This is a genomic window from Myxococcus sp. AM009, assembly GCF_013372605.1.
Lineage (GTDB): Bacteria > Myxococcota > Myxococcia > Myxococcales > Myxococcaceae > Myxococcus > Myxococcus vastator.
Map to the genome: position 1 here is coordinate 1 of NZ_JABXEP010000040.1, position 15,307 is coordinate 15,307.

17 protein-coding genes are annotated in these 15,307 nt (G+C 69.6%); 4 read left to right on the plus strand and 13 right to left on the minus strand.

What is annotated here, in order from left to right; translation table 11 throughout:
- The 13 genes from HV824_RS12615 to HV824_RS12675 all read right to left on the minus strand — a co-directional run.
- Positions 1-962: YscQ/HrcQ family type III secretion apparatus protein (locus HV824_RS12615; protein WP_176423373.1), on the minus strand; the 962-nt coding region annotated here is incomplete at its 3' end.
- Positions 959-1,873: a flagellar hook-length control protein FliK gene (locus HV824_RS12620; protein WP_176423374.1), complete on the minus strand. Its 915-nt coding sequence runs from the start codon at positions 1,871-1,873 to the stop codon at positions 959-961. The genes HV824_RS12615 and HV824_RS12620, both read right to left, overlap by 4 nt.
- A gap of 33 nt (positions 1,874-1,906) precedes the next feature.
- On the minus strand, positions 1,907-2,395 hold the full coding sequence (locus HV824_RS12625) for a flagellar assembly protein FliH (protein ID WP_176418349.1): 489 nt from the start codon (positions 2,393-2,395) through the stop codon (positions 1,907-1,909).
- 51 nt (positions 2,396-2,446) lie between these two features.
- Complete coding sequence (gene sctN, locus HV824_RS12630) at positions 2,447-3,760, minus strand: type III secretion system ATPase SctN (RefSeq protein WP_176418348.1); 1,314 nt, start codon at positions 3,758-3,760, stop codon at positions 2,447-2,449.
- A gap of 24 nt (positions 3,761-3,784) precedes the next feature.
- Positions 3,785-4,456, minus strand: a complete 672-nt coding sequence (locus HV824_RS12635; protein ID WP_176423375.1) for a FliH/SctL family protein — start codon at positions 4,454-4,456, stop codon at positions 3,785-3,787.
- Between the two features lie 24 nt (positions 4,457-4,480).
- Positions 4,481-6,682: a hypothetical protein gene (locus HV824_RS12640; RefSeq protein WP_176423376.1), complete on the minus strand. Its 2,202-nt coding sequence runs from the start codon at positions 6,680-6,682 to the stop codon at positions 4,481-4,483.
- A 71-nt stretch (positions 6,683-6,753) separates the two neighbouring features.
- On the minus strand, positions 6,754-7,572 hold the full coding sequence (locus HV824_RS12645; protein WP_176418346.1) for a type III secretion protein: 819 nt from the start codon (positions 7,570-7,572) through the stop codon (positions 6,754-6,756).
- A 115-nt stretch (positions 7,573-7,687) separates the two neighbouring features.
- Positions 7,688-8,233 carry an ATP-dependent helicase HrpB gene (locus tag HV824_RS12650; protein WP_255207991.1) on the minus strand — a complete coding sequence of 182 codons (546 nt, stop codon included), beginning with the start codon at positions 8,231-8,233 and terminating at the stop codon, positions 7,688-7,690.
- On the minus strand, positions 8,127-8,963 hold the full coding sequence (locus tag HV824_RS12655; protein WP_176418345.1) for a sigma-70 family RNA polymerase sigma factor: 837 nt from the start codon (positions 8,961-8,963) through the stop codon (positions 8,127-8,129). Before HV824_RS12655 ends, HV824_RS12650 begins: the two co-directional genes overlap by 107 nt.
- A gap of 7 nt (positions 8,964-8,970) precedes the next feature.
- Positions 8,971-9,366: a hypothetical protein gene (locus HV824_RS12660; protein WP_176418344.1), complete on the minus strand. Its 396-nt coding sequence runs from the start codon at positions 9,364-9,366 to the stop codon at positions 8,971-8,973.
- Between the two features lie 16 nt (positions 9,367-9,382).
- The gene (locus tag HV824_RS12665) at positions 9,383-9,814 is read right to left on the minus strand and encodes a tetratricopeptide repeat protein (RefSeq protein ID WP_013939015.1); all 432 of its coding nucleotides are present in this window, start codon (positions 9,812-9,814) and stop codon (positions 9,383-9,385) included.
- Between the two features lie 30 nt (positions 9,815-9,844).
- On the minus strand, positions 9,845-10,414 hold the full coding sequence (locus HV824_RS12670) for a hypothetical protein (protein ID WP_163779344.1): 570 nt from the start codon (positions 10,412-10,414) through the stop codon (positions 9,845-9,847).
- A 137-nt stretch (positions 10,415-10,551) separates the two neighbouring features.
- Positions 10,552-10,827 carry a hypothetical protein gene (locus tag HV824_RS12675; RefSeq protein ID WP_013939013.1) on the minus strand — a complete coding sequence of 92 codons (276 nt, stop codon included), beginning with the start codon at positions 10,825-10,827 and terminating at the stop codon, positions 10,552-10,554.
- A 264-nt stretch (positions 10,828-11,091) separates the two neighbouring features.
- Between HV824_RS12675 and HV824_RS12680 the strand changes: the two genes are divergently transcribed.
- The 4 genes from HV824_RS12680 to HV824_RS12695 all read left to right on the plus strand — a co-directional run bounded on the left by HV824_RS12680 (position 11,092) and on the right by HV824_RS12695 (position 15,307).
- Complete coding sequence (locus HV824_RS12680; protein WP_176418343.1) at positions 11,092-11,712, plus strand: RNA-binding protein; 621 nt, start codon at positions 11,092-11,094, stop codon at positions 11,710-11,712.
- A 246-nt stretch (positions 11,713-11,958) separates the two neighbouring features.
- The gene (locus HV824_RS12685) at positions 11,959-12,456 is read left to right on the plus strand and encodes a GbsR/MarR family transcriptional regulator (RefSeq protein ID WP_176418342.1); all 498 of its coding nucleotides are present in this window, start codon (positions 11,959-11,961) and stop codon (positions 12,454-12,456) included.
- Entirely contained in the window at positions 12,453-13,196 is a 744-nt protein-coding gene (locus HV824_RS12690) for an ABC transporter ATP-binding protein (RefSeq protein WP_176418341.1), read from the plus strand. The genes HV824_RS12685 and HV824_RS12690 overlap by 4 nt, the downstream gene beginning before the upstream one ends.
- A gap of 2 nt (positions 13,197-13,198) precedes the next feature.
- Positions 13,199-15,307 carry an ABC transporter permease gene (locus HV824_RS12695; protein ID WP_176418340.1) on the plus strand — a complete coding sequence of 703 codons (2,109 nt, stop codon included), beginning with the start codon at positions 13,199-13,201 and terminating at the stop codon, positions 15,305-15,307.

Here is a 15,307-nt window from a genome sequence, read left to right on the forward strand (position 1 = left end):
GTCCCCTTCCCCACCCGCAGCCGCGCGGTGCCCGCCTCGCCCTTGTCCGGGCGCGCCGACAGCGCGTCCAACAGCAGCACGTCCTTCACCCGCAGGCTCGCCAGGTCCTGGCCGGAAATCTCCGCCGAGCCAATCTCCGCGCGCAGCCAGCTGCGCACCGCCGACAGACGGCTCGCGAAGGCCTCCAGGTCCGCCTTCCCCCGGGCCCGCCGCTGCGCGCTCTCCACCGCCGGCTCGGCCGCGTCCAGCACCGCCGCGGGCACCACCAGCCGCACCATGCCGCTGTGCGGCCCCAGCGTCGCGTGCAGGTGGACCGCCAGCATGGGGCCGTCATCCCCCAGCCGCGCGGAGACCTCGTCCACGCCCCGCGCCACGCCGTCCAGCCGGGGGCGCGGCACCGCCGCCTGCAGCCCCGGCACCAGCAGCTTGAGTCCCTCGAGGACGACGTAGGCCATCACGCCCTCTTCGATATCCGTCAGCGGCCTCAGGCCCACCGTCTCCCCGGCGCCGCCCAGCAGCAGGTCCACCGCCACGTGCGCCAGCGCCAGCTCCACCTCCAGCACGGCCCGGCCCTGGAGCGCCCCGGGCGCGAGCACCGCCAGGAAGGTGGGGTCACCCAGGAAGCGCCGCAGCTCCGCCATGGGCCGCACCTGGACGGACTCCACCGTCAGGCGCACCTCCGCGTCGAACACCTCCTTGAGCCGGGCCGCCACGGCCACCGCCGTGCCCTCCGCGGGCGTCAGCCACCGCAAGCGCTCCGCGAGCAGCCCCTGGGCCCGGGAGACCTTCTCCAGGTTCCTGAAGGCGAAGGGCCGCCAGCGCCGCTCCTCGCTGGCGGTGGGCTCCTCGGAGGCAAGGGATTCCCGGGGCGGCTCCTGACGCGAAGGCCGGAGCTGGCGCAGGTCCACCAGCATCGTGCGCTCATGGACGCCCGGTCCTTCGTCCTCGGATTCGAGACTCATGCCTTCGCCTCGAAGCGGACGTCTTCAAGCCGGAGCCCACGGCCACTGAGCGCGGAGCGCAGTCCCTCGCTGGCCCCCTCGAGCTGCTTGAGCACCTCGCGGTTGCTGCCGCTGAAGGTGGCCGAAATCTTCCCGTTCCGGGCGCTGACCTTGATGGACAGGCCGCTGAGCACGTCGCCCCGCAAATCAATCTGGAACTCCGCGTTGCCCGCGGCGTTGGTGCCCACGCGGACGCGGTCGACAATCTTCTGCGCAATCTCGGTGGCCAGGGCCCGCAGGCGCTCCGAGCCCGCGGTGTCCTTGGGCTTGGCCACGGGCACCGGCGCCATCAGCGCGGGGTTGAAGCGGAAGCCGGGGGCCATGGCCTCCGCCCCGCCTTCCTTCTTGTCCTTGCCGCCGCCGCTGCCCTTGCCGCCGCCAGCATCCGCGTTCGCCCGGATGGCGGCGCCGCGCTCGGAGCTGACCTGTCCCAGGGAAGACTCCGCCTTGCCCAGGTCCTTCTCCCGGCTATCGGAGGTCCGCTTTTCGTCAGTGCGCCGGGCATCCCGGGAGTCCGACGCGCGCGAGCCGCCCCGGGCCTCCGCGGCCATTCCCTGGGCCTGGGCCTGGGCCTGTGGCTGGGCCAGCTCCTTAATGCCGGGCTGCTGCTCCTGCTGCACCCGCTCACCAAACGTCTTGCCCTGCTGCGTGGCTCGCGCGAGCACGGCGCGCGCAAGACCGCCCTGCTGCTGCTGGGGCTGCGCGGGCGCCGGGCCCGGCGATGGGGGCGGCTGCTGGGACTGCTGCATCAGCCGCTGGAAGGCGGAGGCCCCCTCCTGGCGCTTCTTGGCCTGACCCTCGGCGAGCTTCTTCTCCTGGAGGAGGCGCTCGGCCATGCGCGCTGCTTCGCGGTCGTCGTCAACTCGGCTCATGACGTCATTCCAGGGGGATGGGGAGGGCGCAGGTTACTTGCGCTGGCGCGCCAGGAACAAGGCGTTGCCAATCTCCTCCTGGTTCAGTTCCTCACGCTGCTGTCGCTCGTACTTCACCTGCTTCTGCCAGTTCTCTCGGTGCTTCTCGATGGCCTTCAGCTCCTTCGCCGCCTCGGCCATCTCCCGCCGGCGCTGCTCCACCAGCCGTTCGGCCACCTTGACGGCCTCCCGCTGGCGCTCCACCTCCAGCGCCACCTGCGCCTCTTCGTCCTTCAGGCGCTCCTCGAAGCGGTTCATCATGTTCATGCCGTTGATGCCGGAACCCTTGAACATGACCTCCTTCAAGTAGGCGGCCACCTTCGCCTTGCGCTCGCGCTTGCGCTGCTCCAGGTCGTCGATGAGACGCTGGAGCTCCGCCTTCTCCTTCTCCAGCGCCTTGATGGCGGAGGAAAAGGCCTGCTCCGCCTCTTCCTTGGCCCGGGCGCGCATGTCCTGCAGGGCCTGCAACCGGTACGGGGGCATGTTGGCCCCATCCTAACCCGGAATCCCCGCCGCGCACCCCTGGCCGGCGCCTTACTCGTCGAACAGGGCGATCAGCTGCTCCACCGTCTCCTCGAACCCGGAGTTGGAGTGGGTGTCCTGCTTGAGGAAGTCGATGATGGCGTCGTACTTGTCGATGGCCTGATCCGTGCGGGGATCCGTCCCGTACTGGTAGGCCCCCAGCAGGATGAGGTCACGCTGCTTCTCATACGTGGAGAGCAATTCGCGCAGCCGTCCCGCCGCCTTCTTGTGGTCCTTGGAGACGATGCCGCTCATCACACGGCTGAGGCTGGCGAGCACGTCCATCGCGGGCCACTGGTTGCGCTCACCCAGGGCGCGGTTGAGGATGAAGTGACCGTCGAGAATACCGCGGACCTCGTCGGCGATGGGCTCTTCCATGTCACCGCCGGCCACGAGGCAGGTGTAGATGGCGGTGCACTTGCCCTTGTCCGAGTTGCCCGTGCGCTCCAGGATGCGCGGCAGCATGGAGAACACGCTCGGCGGGTAACCTTGACGAGCCGGGGGCTCACCCACGGCGAGGCCAATTTCACGCTGGGCACGCGCCAGACGCGTCACCGTGTCCAGCATGAAGAGCACGTTGCCGCCGCGCTCGCGGAAGTATTCGGCGATGGCGGTGGCCACGTAGGCCGCGCGCAGACGCACGAGGCTGGGCTGGTCGGAGGTGGCGCACACCAGCACGGAGCGCTTCATGCCCTCCTCGCCCATGGCGTCTTCGATGAACTCACGGACTTCGCGGCCACGCTCGCCGATGAGCGCCACCACGCAGAGGTCCGCTTTCGTGTTCCGGGCAATCTGCCCCATCAGCGTGGACTTGCCGACGCCGGAGCCGGCGAAGAGGCCCACGCGCTGGCCCTCGCCCACCGTGAGCAGCCCGTCGATGCAGCGCACGCCCAGGGGCAGTGGCCGCTCGATGCGCTGGCGGGTGAAGGGGTCCGGGCAGTCGCGGTCCACGGACCAGTCGATGAGGCCCTCGTCCGGCAACGGGTGGCCGTCCATGGGCTCGCCGATGCCGTTGAGCACGCGGCCCAGCAGGGCCTCTCCGCACTTGATGCTCAGCGGCTTGCCGGTGGGGATGACCTCGCTGTCCGGACCGATGCCGTGCAGCTCGCCCAGGGGCATGAGCATCACCTCATCCCCCTGGAAGCCCACCACCTCCGCCTTCACCGCGCCGCGGTTGCGGCTCTTGATGAGCACCAGCTCGCCCACGCGGACGTTGGGCACGCTGGCCTTGATGATGAGGCCCGTCAGCTCGGTGACGCGGCCGCGCACGCGCACGACCTGGGCTTCCTTGATGAGGTCGAAGTACCGCGAGAGGTCAATGGCCATGGGCGTGTCCCTTGACGCTCCGGCTCACGCCGGCCCTTCCTTGCGCGCGGTGTCCGGCAACAGGATGTTCTGGAGCATCTCCAGCTGCGTGGGCAGCTGGGCGTCCACCGTGCCGAACTCCGTCTGGACGATGCAGCCCACGGGGGCCACCTCGGGGTCCTCCTTGATGGCCAGGTCCACCGCGCGGCCGATGAGCTCCATCAGGACGGGCTTCTTCGCGCGGAGCACGGCCGCCGTCTTCGGGTGGACCCGCAGAATCATGGAGCGGGCGCTGCGCAGGTTTTCGATGGCCACGGCGCACAGCTCCACCATCAGCTCCGGGTCCTTCTCCAGGCTCCGGCCGATGATCTTCTCCGCCATCTTGAGCGACAGCGCGATGACGTCCTGCTCGTGGCCGCTCAGCACCTCCCCCGCCTGCATCTTCGCGCGGAGGATGATTTCGGTGGCCTGCGCCAGGCCCTCCTGACGGCCCTGCTCACGCGTCTTGGCGAGGAGCTCCTCGCGCTCACGCTGCGTCTCCGCGAGGATGCGCTCCTTCTCGCGCTGCGCCTCCTCCAGGATGGCCGACGCGCCCTGACGGGCCTCGAAGACCTCGGCGTTCATCACCCCCGCGCGGGGAGGCCGCAGCACGGGACGCTCGGGCGCGTGCGCCGGCTCCGCCGTCCCATCACCTCGAATCACCTTGCCGATCGCCATGGGCCGCTCCTTGCGGGCCGGATGCTAGCGCGTTCCGCCCTTGGGTCCACGTCCCCCCGCACCAGGAGGCACAGGACGGTCGGTACCCGACGGAGAGCGGGGACGGCGCTGGACGGACGTGCCCTCACTCCGGGGCTTGGGCATGGGCGCCAGGGACGGCGAGGTGATGGCCCGCCCCACCAGCACCCGGGGGGGACGCTCCGGCGCCGGCTCCGCCTCGGGGGGCCGGGCCCGGCCGCCTCCCTGGGCACCGGACGAGCGTGAGCGGAACACCCGGGAGACCTCCGAGTCCTCCCGCTCCGGGTCCGCCGCACGGAGCTTCATCCGAGCGGCCCGGGGCGGCTCCTCCGCCGGGCGCTGCGGCCCCCGGGGCTCGACGCGCGAGCGCTCATCGCCGGGGCGCGCCTGGACGCGCGAGCCCTCGGCCACCCGGGAGCGCTCGTCCGCGGGGCGCGCCTGGACGCGCGAGCCCTCGGCCACCCGGGAGCGCTCGTCCGCGGGGCGGGCGTGGACCCGCGAGCCCTCGGCCACGCGGGAGCGCTCGTCTGGAACACTGGCGTGGACCCGCGAGCCCTCGGCCACGCGGGAGCGCTCGTCCACGGGGCGGGCATGGACCCGCGAGCCCTCGGCCGCCCGGGAACGCTCATCCTGGCCCGCGGCGTGGACCCGCGACCCCTCGGCCACCCGGGAGCGCTCTTCCGGCGGACGCGAATGCACCCGGGAACCCTCGGCGGCGCGCGCGCGCTCACGCTCGGACAGCGCGTCGGGGTCCTGGGGGCGAGGCCGAGCGCCGCGCTGTCCCAGCCGCGAAGGCGGCGGACCGATGCGCGCGCCCTCTGGATCCGCGCGCGGCGGGCGCGTATCAGGCCCCTCACCCTCACGACGAGCCCCCGCGCCGCCCACCTTCGCGGGCTCACGCCGGGCCGGCATCCGCTGCACCGCGGAGCCATCCTGCCGCTTCGCGGGCGTGGCCACGCGGGACGGCTCACGCGAGGACAACACGCCCGCGTTCCGCGCCGCCCGCTCCGCCATGAAGTCCCGCCGGGCCGGTGGTGCTCCCGCCCCCGGGCGAGCCGCCCCCGGGGCCTTTCCCCGAACCGGCGGACGCGTCGGCACATCCCGCCCGGCACCTGGCGCCCCAGCGGGCGCGGACCCAGCAGGCGCGGCCCCACCAGGAGCCGCCGCCTTGGCCGCGGGTGGCGCCGCCGCCGCGGCCGCCTTCCGGGCTCCCGGTGGCGGAGGAAGCACCGCGGATTGACGCGGCGGAGGCGGTGTCGCCAGGCGAACCGGCCGCTCGATGAGGCCACGCGTGGCCAGCCGCTCCAGGTCCATCACGATGTCGGTCCGGCCGCCGTCGCCCCGCGCGGTGGGACGCACGCGCTCCTCGCGCACCCACTTCGCCAGCAGGCTTCCGAACTCACCGCGGTACTTCTCCAGCATGCGCGCGGCGAACTCCGGGGACTGCGCCACGCACGCGCGCGCCAGGCGCTGGGCCCCCGCGCTGCGCAGCGCCACCGCGGGCCGCGTCAGGCCCTCGTGCGGCTCCAACTGCGCCCGGGCGTCCTCCTCCGGCAGCTTGCGCGGAGCGTTGGCCGCCACGGCCTTGGTGGCCAGCAGCTTCAGGTCCGGCGGCAGCTGCTCCAGCATGGCCTCGCGCTCCGCGTCCGGGAGGCCCGCCAGCGCCGGCCCCAGCACACGCGCGCCCAACCGGTCGCACATGGTGAGCAGCTCCCGCTGCTGGAGCTGGAGCACGTCCGCGAACTTGAAGCCCGCGGCCTGCTGGCCCGCGACCTCGCGCGCGAGCAGCTCCTCCAGCTTCCACCGGACGATGTCCAGGACCTGCGGCCGGACCTCACGGGTCAGCTTCACGCGCGAGGGCGGCAGATGCGCGCGCACCGCCTCCGCCAGCGTGCCCGGCAGCGCGCGCAGCACCACTTCCACCAGCGCGCCCCGCTCACGTTGCAGCAGCGCGGCCAGCCGCTCCGGCTCGGCGCTCCAGAGCTGCCCACGGCGGTCCTTCACCAGCCGCTTGATTTCCTGCACCAGCGCGGGGATGCGCTTCTCGCGCGGAATCTGAAGCAGCTCCTGCGCGCGATGACGCAGGAGCGCCCCTTCCTCTTCGGGAAGGTGCTCCAAGGCGCCGAGGCTCTCCTGGCCGCAGAACGTCACGGCCGTCAGGAGCAGCATGCTCTGGCGCTTGTTGAGCGAGGTGAAGAACGAGTCCAAACGTCACCTCTCGGGCCCCACGGACGCCCGCTGGGAGAGGGAGGGAAGCCCCACCGTGAGGGGCGGTGACGTCAGGCCTCGGGAGGACGACCGCGGGCGCGCGCGCCAGTGCGCGTGGCCGGGGCGCTGGTGGAGCCGCCGCGCATGAAGGTCCACATCGTCAGGCCCAGCATCGCCAGCACCAGCACGAAGGCGCCCGCGAACATCACCTTGAACTGGCTGGCGCTGGACGCCGTCATGCGCAGCCCCAGCACGTCCTGCAGGCGGCTCTCCGAGTCCGTCTCCGCCGACGGCGGCAGGGCCTGCGTCATCAGCACCGTCACCGCGCTGGCCTTCAGCTCCGGCACCGCGGTGGCCGCGAACTGCTGCACCACCGCGGTGTCGATGGGCGGCCTGCCTCCCTCGCCCGGGCGGTACTTGATGAACACCGACGCGGAGGGCATCGGCTTGTTCTCCGGCTGCGCCAGGTCGTTGTTCTCCGGAATCATCACGATGGCGCGCGCTTCCAGCACGCCATCAATCTGATTCAGCGCATTGGAGACCTCGCCGCCCATCGCCTTGAGGAGCATGGCGCGCTCCTCCGTCGCGGTGGGCACCATGCTGCCCTTGGAGAAGTGGGCCAGGCCCTTCTCCACCGGCCGCGGCAGCGAGTTGAGCTTGAGCAGCTCCGCCGCCTGCGCGGCATCCGCCTTGGGCACGGTGATCATGAACCGCACCTCGTTGCCGCCTTCTTCCTTTTCCTTCTTGGCGGTGATGCCGTTCTTGCTGAGCAGGACGTAGATTTCGTTGGCGTCCGCTTCGCTCAGCGCGTGCTGGAGTTCGATGTGGCAGCCCGTCAGGAAGAGGAGGGCAAGAAGCGAGGCGGCAAACGCGTGCGGTCGGCGAATCATGGGCGGGTCGGAGCTTACTAGGCCCCCGAAAAACGCGGAAGGGCGCCCCCTCCCGCTCGTAGAGGGAGGGACCGCCCTTCTCAAGGCCGCGTCGCCGGGGAACCGGGGTTGAGGCCTACACCTGGGTCTTGACGACGTCCTTCAGGCCGGTGGTCGCCTTCTCCACGACCTTGCTCGTCAGGTCCAGCTGCTGCGTGTACTGGTACATGGAGGCCTGGAGCGACAGCAGCTCCGCGTTGGAGAACGCCTTGCCGCTGGAGGCCTGCTTGATGATGTGCTCCAGGTTGACCTGGCCCTTCTCCAGGTCACCGACGATCTGCGTCATCATGTCGCCCGCCTTGGACGACTTGGACGCCTCCGCCTTGGCCACCACGGGCTCGGCCGCCTTGGTCGTCACCGACTCCTGGGCACCGTGCACCTTGTTGAGGGCGGCCTTCTCCGTCTTGGTGACGCTCTCCACCTGACGCACGGCATCCGTGCGCTGGGTGGCCTGCGCCGCCTGGGCCTTGTTCACCTGCTGGGCCGCGTCCACCTGACCGGCGCCCTGCGCCTTGTCAGCGAGAACTCCGTCGAACTTCGACGCGCCCTGCTTGTTCGTCTGCTGAGCGCCCTGATCCTGCAGCTTCTGCTGGGCGACCTGCGCCGCGGAGACTCCGGCCATCGGACCCGCCATGTGAGACCCTCCTTGCATCCGTCGGAGAAGGAGGGAGTTCCTCCTCCTCGTTCAAGAGTTCCTTGAGCCGGTCGATTGCTCGCGCATGCAGCCGCGACGCCCAGCTCTTCGACTGTCCTATCTCCGCTCCCGCCTCTTCCAGCGTCCTGCCCTGGAAGTAGTACCCCATCAGGAGCTTGCGCTCCTTCTCCGGGAGCTTCTCGATCGCCGCCCGCACCCGCGTCTTCAGCTGCTCCTGCTCCATCCGGATGTCGACGGGGAGCGACTCGTCGGTGTAACCCGCCGTGTCCGCGCCTTCGATGCTGGTGGCGAAAACCATCGCCAACCCCGTCACCGCATCCGAGATGTCATTCACATCATCGTCGAATGAGCTGCCGCGGTTGCCTGCTCCGGCCTCACGATCCGAAAGATTTCCCAGATACGCCGCCGCCCGCTCTCCCACATAGGCGCTGCGGGCGTCCGAACCGCGCAGCACGCCCATCTTCCGCAGACCGTCGAAGATGGCGCCCTTGATGCGGTAGTGCGCGAAGGTGAGGAAGTTGGCCCCGACCTTCGGATCGAACCGCTCGGCGGCCTCCAGGAGGCCTATCTGACCGTAGGCCAGCAGCTCATCCAGCTCCAGCTGGGCATTGAACTGCTTGCGCACGGTCGCAGCCAGCGACCGGACGTAGGGGCCGTACTTCTCGAGGATGACCTGCCTGTCGTCGCCCAGAGCCAAGCGCCGCTCACTCGGCCTTAGACCACAGCCGCTCGAGGACCTGATTCAGCCGCGGATCATCCTGGAGCGCGTCTGCGATTTTGTTGGTGAGGGAAGAAGACTTCATTCGGAGCTTCTCCTTCAGGACTTCGGCGACCAGGGCCTGCGTCGCCTCTTCCTTGCTCTTGAAGCCCCCATTCTTCAGCTTCCGGGCAATGGCCACCGCCTGGGAGGCCACCGGATCCGCGGCCTGGGGGCCCTGGACATTGCTGGAGCCTACCAGACCCGAGGGCCCGACAAGAGACTCCGTCCGGTCCACCCGGCCACCAAAGCTGGCGCCACCCGCCGGAGCCGCGCCGGCAGGGCCCTTCGCGCCACCCGCACGGCCCTTCCCACCGCCTCGTCCGACACCGCCGACAGCCATCGCCGTGACCTCCGTCCTACGTCTTCGCCGGAGGCAGGACTCCCGCCTCCTTGGCCTGGATGAGGGACTGCGCCAGGCGGGCACCGTCCCCGTCGGGATCCAGGTCCATGGCGGCCTTCAGCTCCTTGAGCGCCTCGGGAACCTTCCCCATGAACAGCAGCGCTTCACCCGCATGCGCCCGCGGGAGCGCGGACTGCGGGGCCAGGCGCTGCGCGACGCGGTAGGCCTGCAGGGCCTTGTCATGACGGCCCTGCGAGAACTCCACCGCGCCCAGCGCCAGCTGGGGCACCTCACTCCGGGGCATCAGCGCGGCCGCCCCGGAGAAGATCTCCTTCGCCTTGTCGAAGTGGCCCATGTCGAGCCACAGGTAACCGGCCTCCAGCAGGACCCTGGCCTGCTGGCGTCCGAGTGGGACGAGGCTGTTCGAAATCTCCGAGGTGTCCGCCATGCACGCTCCCTGGGGCGACGACGCCCGCGGTTAGCGGACGTTGCCGATGGAGTTCTTGATCGTATCGTTGCGCGACTTCATCACGTTCGAGATCGCGGTGAAAGTCTGCGACTCCTGCTGGATGGCGGCCTGCAGGTTCAGGAGCTTGGAGTTCTCCTCGGCCATCTTGTTCAGCGAGAAGTTGCCATTGACGGTGTCCGTGGTGCTGCCGGAGCCCTGCGCACCCAGCCCCAGCGGCGAGCCGGAGCCCGCCACCGCGCCACCCAGGCCGCCGCCCGCGACGACACCGCCGCCGGCCGGCGCCACCGCGCCGCTCAGGTTGCCCGCCACCGCGGTGTTCATCACGCCCGCGTACGGCGCGCCCATGCCCGAGCCACCCGTCGCGGAGAACGTGTGCATCGAGGAGACGGCGGCGGAGACAATCTGCCCGCCGGGAACCATGCCGGCCATCGCGCCCACACCCGTGCCCACGGCGCTGGCGGCGCTGTTGAGACCGTTGTGAAGCCGCGCGCCGAAACCGGTGTCCGGCGTCTGCCGCGCCGTCGTGACGTTGGTCGAGAGACGAACGTTCGGGCCCATCATGTTGTCGATCTTCGCCATTGCTTCCTCCAGGCGCTGCTTCCAGCGGAAAGGTCAGAGATCACCGATGCTCAGGATGCTCTCTCTTGCATTATCGGCGGGGGGGGCCGCCGGTTGCCTGACCCCGGAAAAAAAGCGCCTCCGGGGCAAAACCACCGTCATTTCCGGCCCTTGCCACCCTTGGACTCGGCGATCAGCCGCTCGCGGGTCTCCACCAGCATCTCCAGCAGCTCCTCCGCGCGGCCAATGGCGGCCTGGGCCTTCTTGCCCTGCTCCACCTTGGGGCCCTTGAGCTCGGTGAGGCCCGTCTTCACTCCCTCGAAGAAGCCACGGACCTCTTCCACGGAGGCCGCCTCGAGCAGCGACTCGATGGCGGGAAACGAGGGCGCGGGGAGGTCCTGCGCGGTCTGGGACGGCTTGGCGGTCGGGGGCATCGCGGAGACGGTCTCCTGTCGGGCCACCAGCCAGGCTGGCCAGTGGGCGCTGGGCCCCCGACGGTAAGGGAAAGCCCCGCTGCCGACAAGGCGCTCCGCTCTTCCCACGACGCGCGCGGCCCCCGGACCACCGCCAGGAGAGCGAACGGCCATACCAGCAGGGGGGTGGGCAAGCCCTGTCCGCTTCAACAAGCGCACCTAGGTTTTCTCCAACGGGGGACGTCGCAGCCCCCGCCCACTCACAACAACCACAGGAGCATTTCCATGAAGAAGCTCGTTGGCGTCTTCGCCACCATCGCCATGCTTGGAAGCGGTACCGCCCTGGCCAACAACGACGAGAACAAGCCGAAGGACTCGTCGGCGGCGCAGGGAGGCTCCGGCCAGGTGGGTGAGACCGAAATCCAGAAGGACACCACCACCACCATCGAACGCGAGACGACCGCCACGCCCGCGGAGCCGGGCATGGGCGGCTCCGGCACCATGGGCCAGCAGGCCAACATGGGCCAGAAGGAGCTCAACGGCCGCGTGGTGAAGGCGGAGAGCGACAAGATCTTCGTCGACATGCAAGGCGCGGTGGTCCCCCTGGAAGTCGACCGCAGCACCACCTTCAGCGACCCGACCCTGAAGAAGGCCAAGGACCTGCGCCCTGGCCAGGAGATTCGCGCCAGCTACCAGGTGAAGGAGACCAAGAACGTCGCCAAGAGCATCTCCCTCTCGGGAACGGGCGGCGCCGGTGACCCGGCGCTGACGCCCGACTCGTCCATCAACCAGGACAGCGACATGGGCGGCTCCGGCGTGGAGCAGCACGAAGGCACCGGCGGCGCGGGAGACGACAGCACCCTGAACCCGGACACGGGCTCCAACACCTCGCCCGACACGTACTGATGCCCCACCCACGGGCATGTCAGGACCGCACCCCATGATGGGGAACTCAGGGCCCGCAGCCGCCACCCGGCTGTGGGCCCTGGCGCCATGCCGCGCGCGGACCTCCGGCGCCGTCATACCTGCATCACCGTACAGTCCATTCAGTATTGACTGAACGAAGTCCGCCGCCTAAATGCCTGCCCACCGACCCGGCCGCCACGCGTCCCACCACGGGATGCCCGGCACGGCGAGGCGTGGAGCGCGGGCATGAAGGATCTGGACAGGGCCGAGCACCGCTTCATCGAAGCGATGGGACTGTACTTCGAGCGGCGGGGCGGGACGCGCATTGGCGGGCGCATCTATGCGCTGCTGATGCTCGCGGGCGAGCCCCTGTCGAACAAGCGAATCGCCGAGCTGCTCAAGGTGAGCGCGGCCTCGGTGTCCACCAACCTCCGCGCCTGCGCGGACATGGGCCTGGTGGAACCGGCCAGCGTTCCCGGAGACCGGCAGCACTACTACGTCATCCATTCCCAGGGCTGGGAGGGCAAGCTGCGCGTCGCGGAGGAGTCGCTGAGCGCCTTCGCCCGCATCTGCTCCGAAGCCCTCGCGGTACCGCGCCTCGCTGGAAATCGCAGCTTGCGAGAAGCGTCCGCTTTCTGTGATTTCTACAAGGCCGAGCTGACAGGCATCGCCGAGCGGTGGCGCGCAGCGCATGCCCCCCGTCCGCCACGCCCCGACAAGACTCCGAAAGGACGTACCGCATGAATCCCACCGCTTCGCAGTCCGCCATCGTCTCCATCACGAACGTGACCAAGGACTACACCCTGGGGAAGGTGGTCGTCCCGGCGCTCCGGGGCGTGGATCTGGAAGTCCATGCCGGTGAGTTCATCTCCATCGCCGGGCCCTCCGGCAGCGGCAAGACGACGCTGCTCAACCTCATCGGGTGCGTCGACACCGCCACCGGCGGCGTGGTCCGGGTGGCCGGTCAGGACACCAAGCAGCTCACCGAGCGCCAGCTCACGAACCTGCGCCTCAACACCATTGGCTTCATCTTCCAGAGCTTCAACCTGGTGCAGGTGCTCAGCGTCTTCCAGAACGTGGAGTTCCCCCTGCTGCTCCAGCGCAAGCTGGACAAGGCCCAGCGCCGGGAGCGGGTGATGCAGCTCCTGGAGCAGGTGGGCCTGGCCAGCCACGCCAAACACCGGCCCAACGAGCTGTCCGGTGGCCAGCGCCAGCGCGTGGCCGTGGCGCGCGCGCTCGTCACGCGGCCCCAGCTGGTGCTCGCGGACGAGCCCACGGCCAACCTGGACTCGGTGACGGGCCAGAACATCATCGACCTGATGAAGGAGCTCAACCAGAAGGAGGGCACCACCTTCATCTTCTCCACGCACGACGCGAAGGTGATGAGCCACGCCAACGCCGTGGTGCGGCTGGCGGACGGCAAGTTCCTGGACCGCATCAGCGCCGCCGAGGCCAGCCGCGTCATGGCCGCTGGAGGCCACTGACCATGGGACAGCTCCGTTTGCTGCTGCAGGTGGCCTTCCGCAACCTGTTCTCCAGCAAGATCAACCTGCTCATCGGCGGCATCATCTTCTTCGGCACCCTGCTCGTGGTGGTGGGCGGGGCGCTGATGGACAGCATGGACAGCGCGATGAGCCGCAGCATCATCGGCAGCGTCGCGGGCCACCTCCAGGTCTACTCGGATGACTCCAAGGACCCGCTGGCCCTCTACGGCAGCATGAGCGGCGAGCCGGACCTGGCGGCGCTGGACGACTTCAGCCAGCTGCGGCCCTTCCTGGAGAAGCACCCCAACGTGAAGACGGTGGTGCCCTTGGGCACCAGCGGCGCCATCATCACCTCCGGCAACACGGTGGACCTGACGCTGGCGAACCTGCGCGAGCTCTACAAGAAGCGCGACGAGGCCGGTGAGACGCCCGAGCTGAGGGAGAGCATCGACAGCGTCAAGGGGCACGTCCGGCAGATGGTCGACCTGATGGCCGACCAGACGGCCAGGAGCGAGCAGGAGCTGGGCGGTGCCCAGAAGGACCCCGCGGAGGTGAAGGCGCTCGCCCAGGCGCGCACGGACGCGTTCTGGGACGCCTTCGAGGAGGACCCGTACGCCTCGCTGGAGCTCCTGGAGAACCGCATCGCCCCGCAGATTCCGGACGGGGACATGCTGGAGCTGCGCTACGCCGGCACGGACCTGGACGCGTTCCAGCGCACCTTCGACCGAATGGAGATTGTGGACGGCCAGCCGGTGCCCACCGGCCAGCGCGGCATGCTGCTGTCCAAGTTCTTCTACGAAGAGTTCCTCAAGATGAAGTCGGCGCTCCGGCTGGACCACATCAAGCAGGAGCGGGAGCTCAACCAGAAGCGCATCGCCACCGACCCGGAGCTGCAGCGCTGGGTGAAGGAGAACCAGGTACAGACGCGGGAGATCATCTTCCAGCTGGACCCCGTCAAGACGCGGAAGATGGTGGAGCGGCTGCAGAAGATGCTGGGCAGCCAGGAGCCCGCGCTGGACACGCTGCTGACGCAGTTCTTCACCACCGACGACGCCAACTTCGACACCCGCTACGCCCAGTTCTATTCAGAGCTGGCGCCGCTGCTGGAGCTCTACCGGCTGCGCATGGGGGACGTGCTCACCATCACCGCCTTCACGCGCACCGGCTACATGCAGAGCGTCAACGTGAAGGTCTACGGCACCTATCAGTTCAAGGGCCTGGAGAAGTCCGCCATGGCCGGCGCGCTGAGCCTGATGGACCTGATGTCCTTCCGGGACCTGTACGGCTACCTCACCGCGGACAAGAAGGCGGAGCTGGCGGCGATCCAGGCGCAGAGCGGCCTGGAAGCCCTCAGCCGGGACGAGGCCGAGGAGGCCCTCTTCGGCGAGGCCAGTGACAACGTCCTGGTGGCGGAGGCCACGTCCACCGACGTGGACGACCAGGCCGCCTTCACCGGTGACCAGGGGGCGCTCACGCGTGAGAACCTGCTCCAGCGCGTCTACACCCAGCAGGAAATCGAGCAGGGCGTGGCCCTGAGCGCGGCGGTGATGCTCAAGGATCCGGAGCTGCTGGAGCAGACGATGGTGGAGCTGCGGCAGGCGGCGAAGGACGCGGGCCTGAAGCTGCGCGTGGTGTCGTGGCAGGAGGCGGCGGGCATCATCGGGCAGTTCGTGCTGCTCGGGAAGCTGGTGCTCTACTTCGCCGTCTTCATCATCTTCGTGGTGGCGCTGGTCATCATCAACAACGCCATGATGATGGCCACCATGCAGCGCGTGCGCGAGGTGGGGACCATGCGGGCCATTGGCGCGCAGCGCTCCTTCATCCTGGGCATGGTGCTGGTGGAGACGCTGGTGCTGGGGCTGGTGTTCGGCGCGGCCGGCTCATTGGTGGGCAGCGGCATCATGGCCCTGCTCAACAGCGCCGGCATCCCCGCGGGCAACGAAGCGCTCTACTTCTTCTTCTCCGGCCCTCGGCTGTTCCCCACGCTGAGCGCCAGCAACCTGGTGGCGGCGTTCGTGATCGTCCTGGGCGTCTCCGCCATCTCCACCCTCTATCCCGCGTTCCTCGCGACCCGGGTCTCGCCCCTCCAGGCGATGCAGACGGACGAGTGA

Excerpts from the sequence above, each read along its gene's own strand:
- HV824_RS12660 (WP_176418344.1), bottom strand. The coding sequence starts at position 9,366 with ATGGCTGTCGGCGGTGTCGGACGAGGCGGTGGGAAGGGCCGTGCGGGT.
- HV824_RS12685 (WP_176418342.1), top strand. The coding sequence starts at position 11,959 with ATGAAGGATCTGGACAGGGCCGAGCACCGCTTCATCGAAGCGATGGGA.
- HV824_RS12620 (WP_176423374.1), bottom strand. The coding sequence starts at position 1,873 with ATGAGCCGAGTTGACGACGACCGCGAAGCAGCGCGCATGGCCGAGCGC.
- sctN (WP_176418348.1), bottom strand. The coding sequence starts at position 3,760 with ATGGCCATTGACCTCTCGCGGTACTTCGACCTCATCAAGGAAGCCCAG.
- HV824_RS12625 (WP_176418349.1), bottom strand. The coding sequence starts at position 2,395 with ATGCCCCCGTACCGGTTGCAGGCCCTGCAGGACATGCGCGCCCGGGCC.
- HV824_RS12650 (WP_255207991.1), bottom strand. The coding sequence starts at position 8,233 with ATGGCCGGAGTCTCCGCGGCGCAGGTCGCCCAGCAGAAGCTGCAGGAT.
- HV824_RS12670 (WP_163779344.1), bottom strand. The coding sequence starts at position 10,414 with ATGGCGAAGATCGACAACATGATGGGCCCGAACGTTCGTCTCTCGACC.
- HV824_RS12665 (WP_013939015.1), bottom strand. The coding sequence starts at position 9,814 with ATGGCGGACACCTCGGAGATTTCGAACAGCCTCGTCCCACTCGGACGC.
- HV824_RS12645 (WP_176418346.1), bottom strand. The coding sequence starts at position 7,572 with ATGATTCGCCGACCGCACGCGTTTGCCGCCTCGCTTCTTGCCCTCCTC.
- HV824_RS12690 (WP_176418341.1), top strand. The coding sequence starts at position 12,453 with ATGAATCCCACCGCTTCGCAGTCCGCCATCGTCTCCATCACGAACGTG.
- HV824_RS12680 (WP_176418343.1), top strand. The coding sequence starts at position 11,092 with ATGAAGAAGCTCGTTGGCGTCTTCGCCACCATCGCCATGCTTGGAAGC.
- HV824_RS12635 (WP_176423375.1), bottom strand. The coding sequence starts at position 4,456 with ATGGCGATCGGCAAGGTGATTCGAGGTGATGGGACGGCGGAGCCGGCG.
- HV824_RS12695 (WP_176418340.1), top strand. The coding sequence starts at position 13,199 with ATGGGACAGCTCCGTTTGCTGCTGCAGGTGGCCTTCCGCAACCTGTTC.
- HV824_RS12675 (WP_013939013.1), bottom strand. The coding sequence starts at position 10,827 with ATGCCCCCGACCGCCAAGCCGTCCCAGACCGCGCAGGACCTCCCCGCG.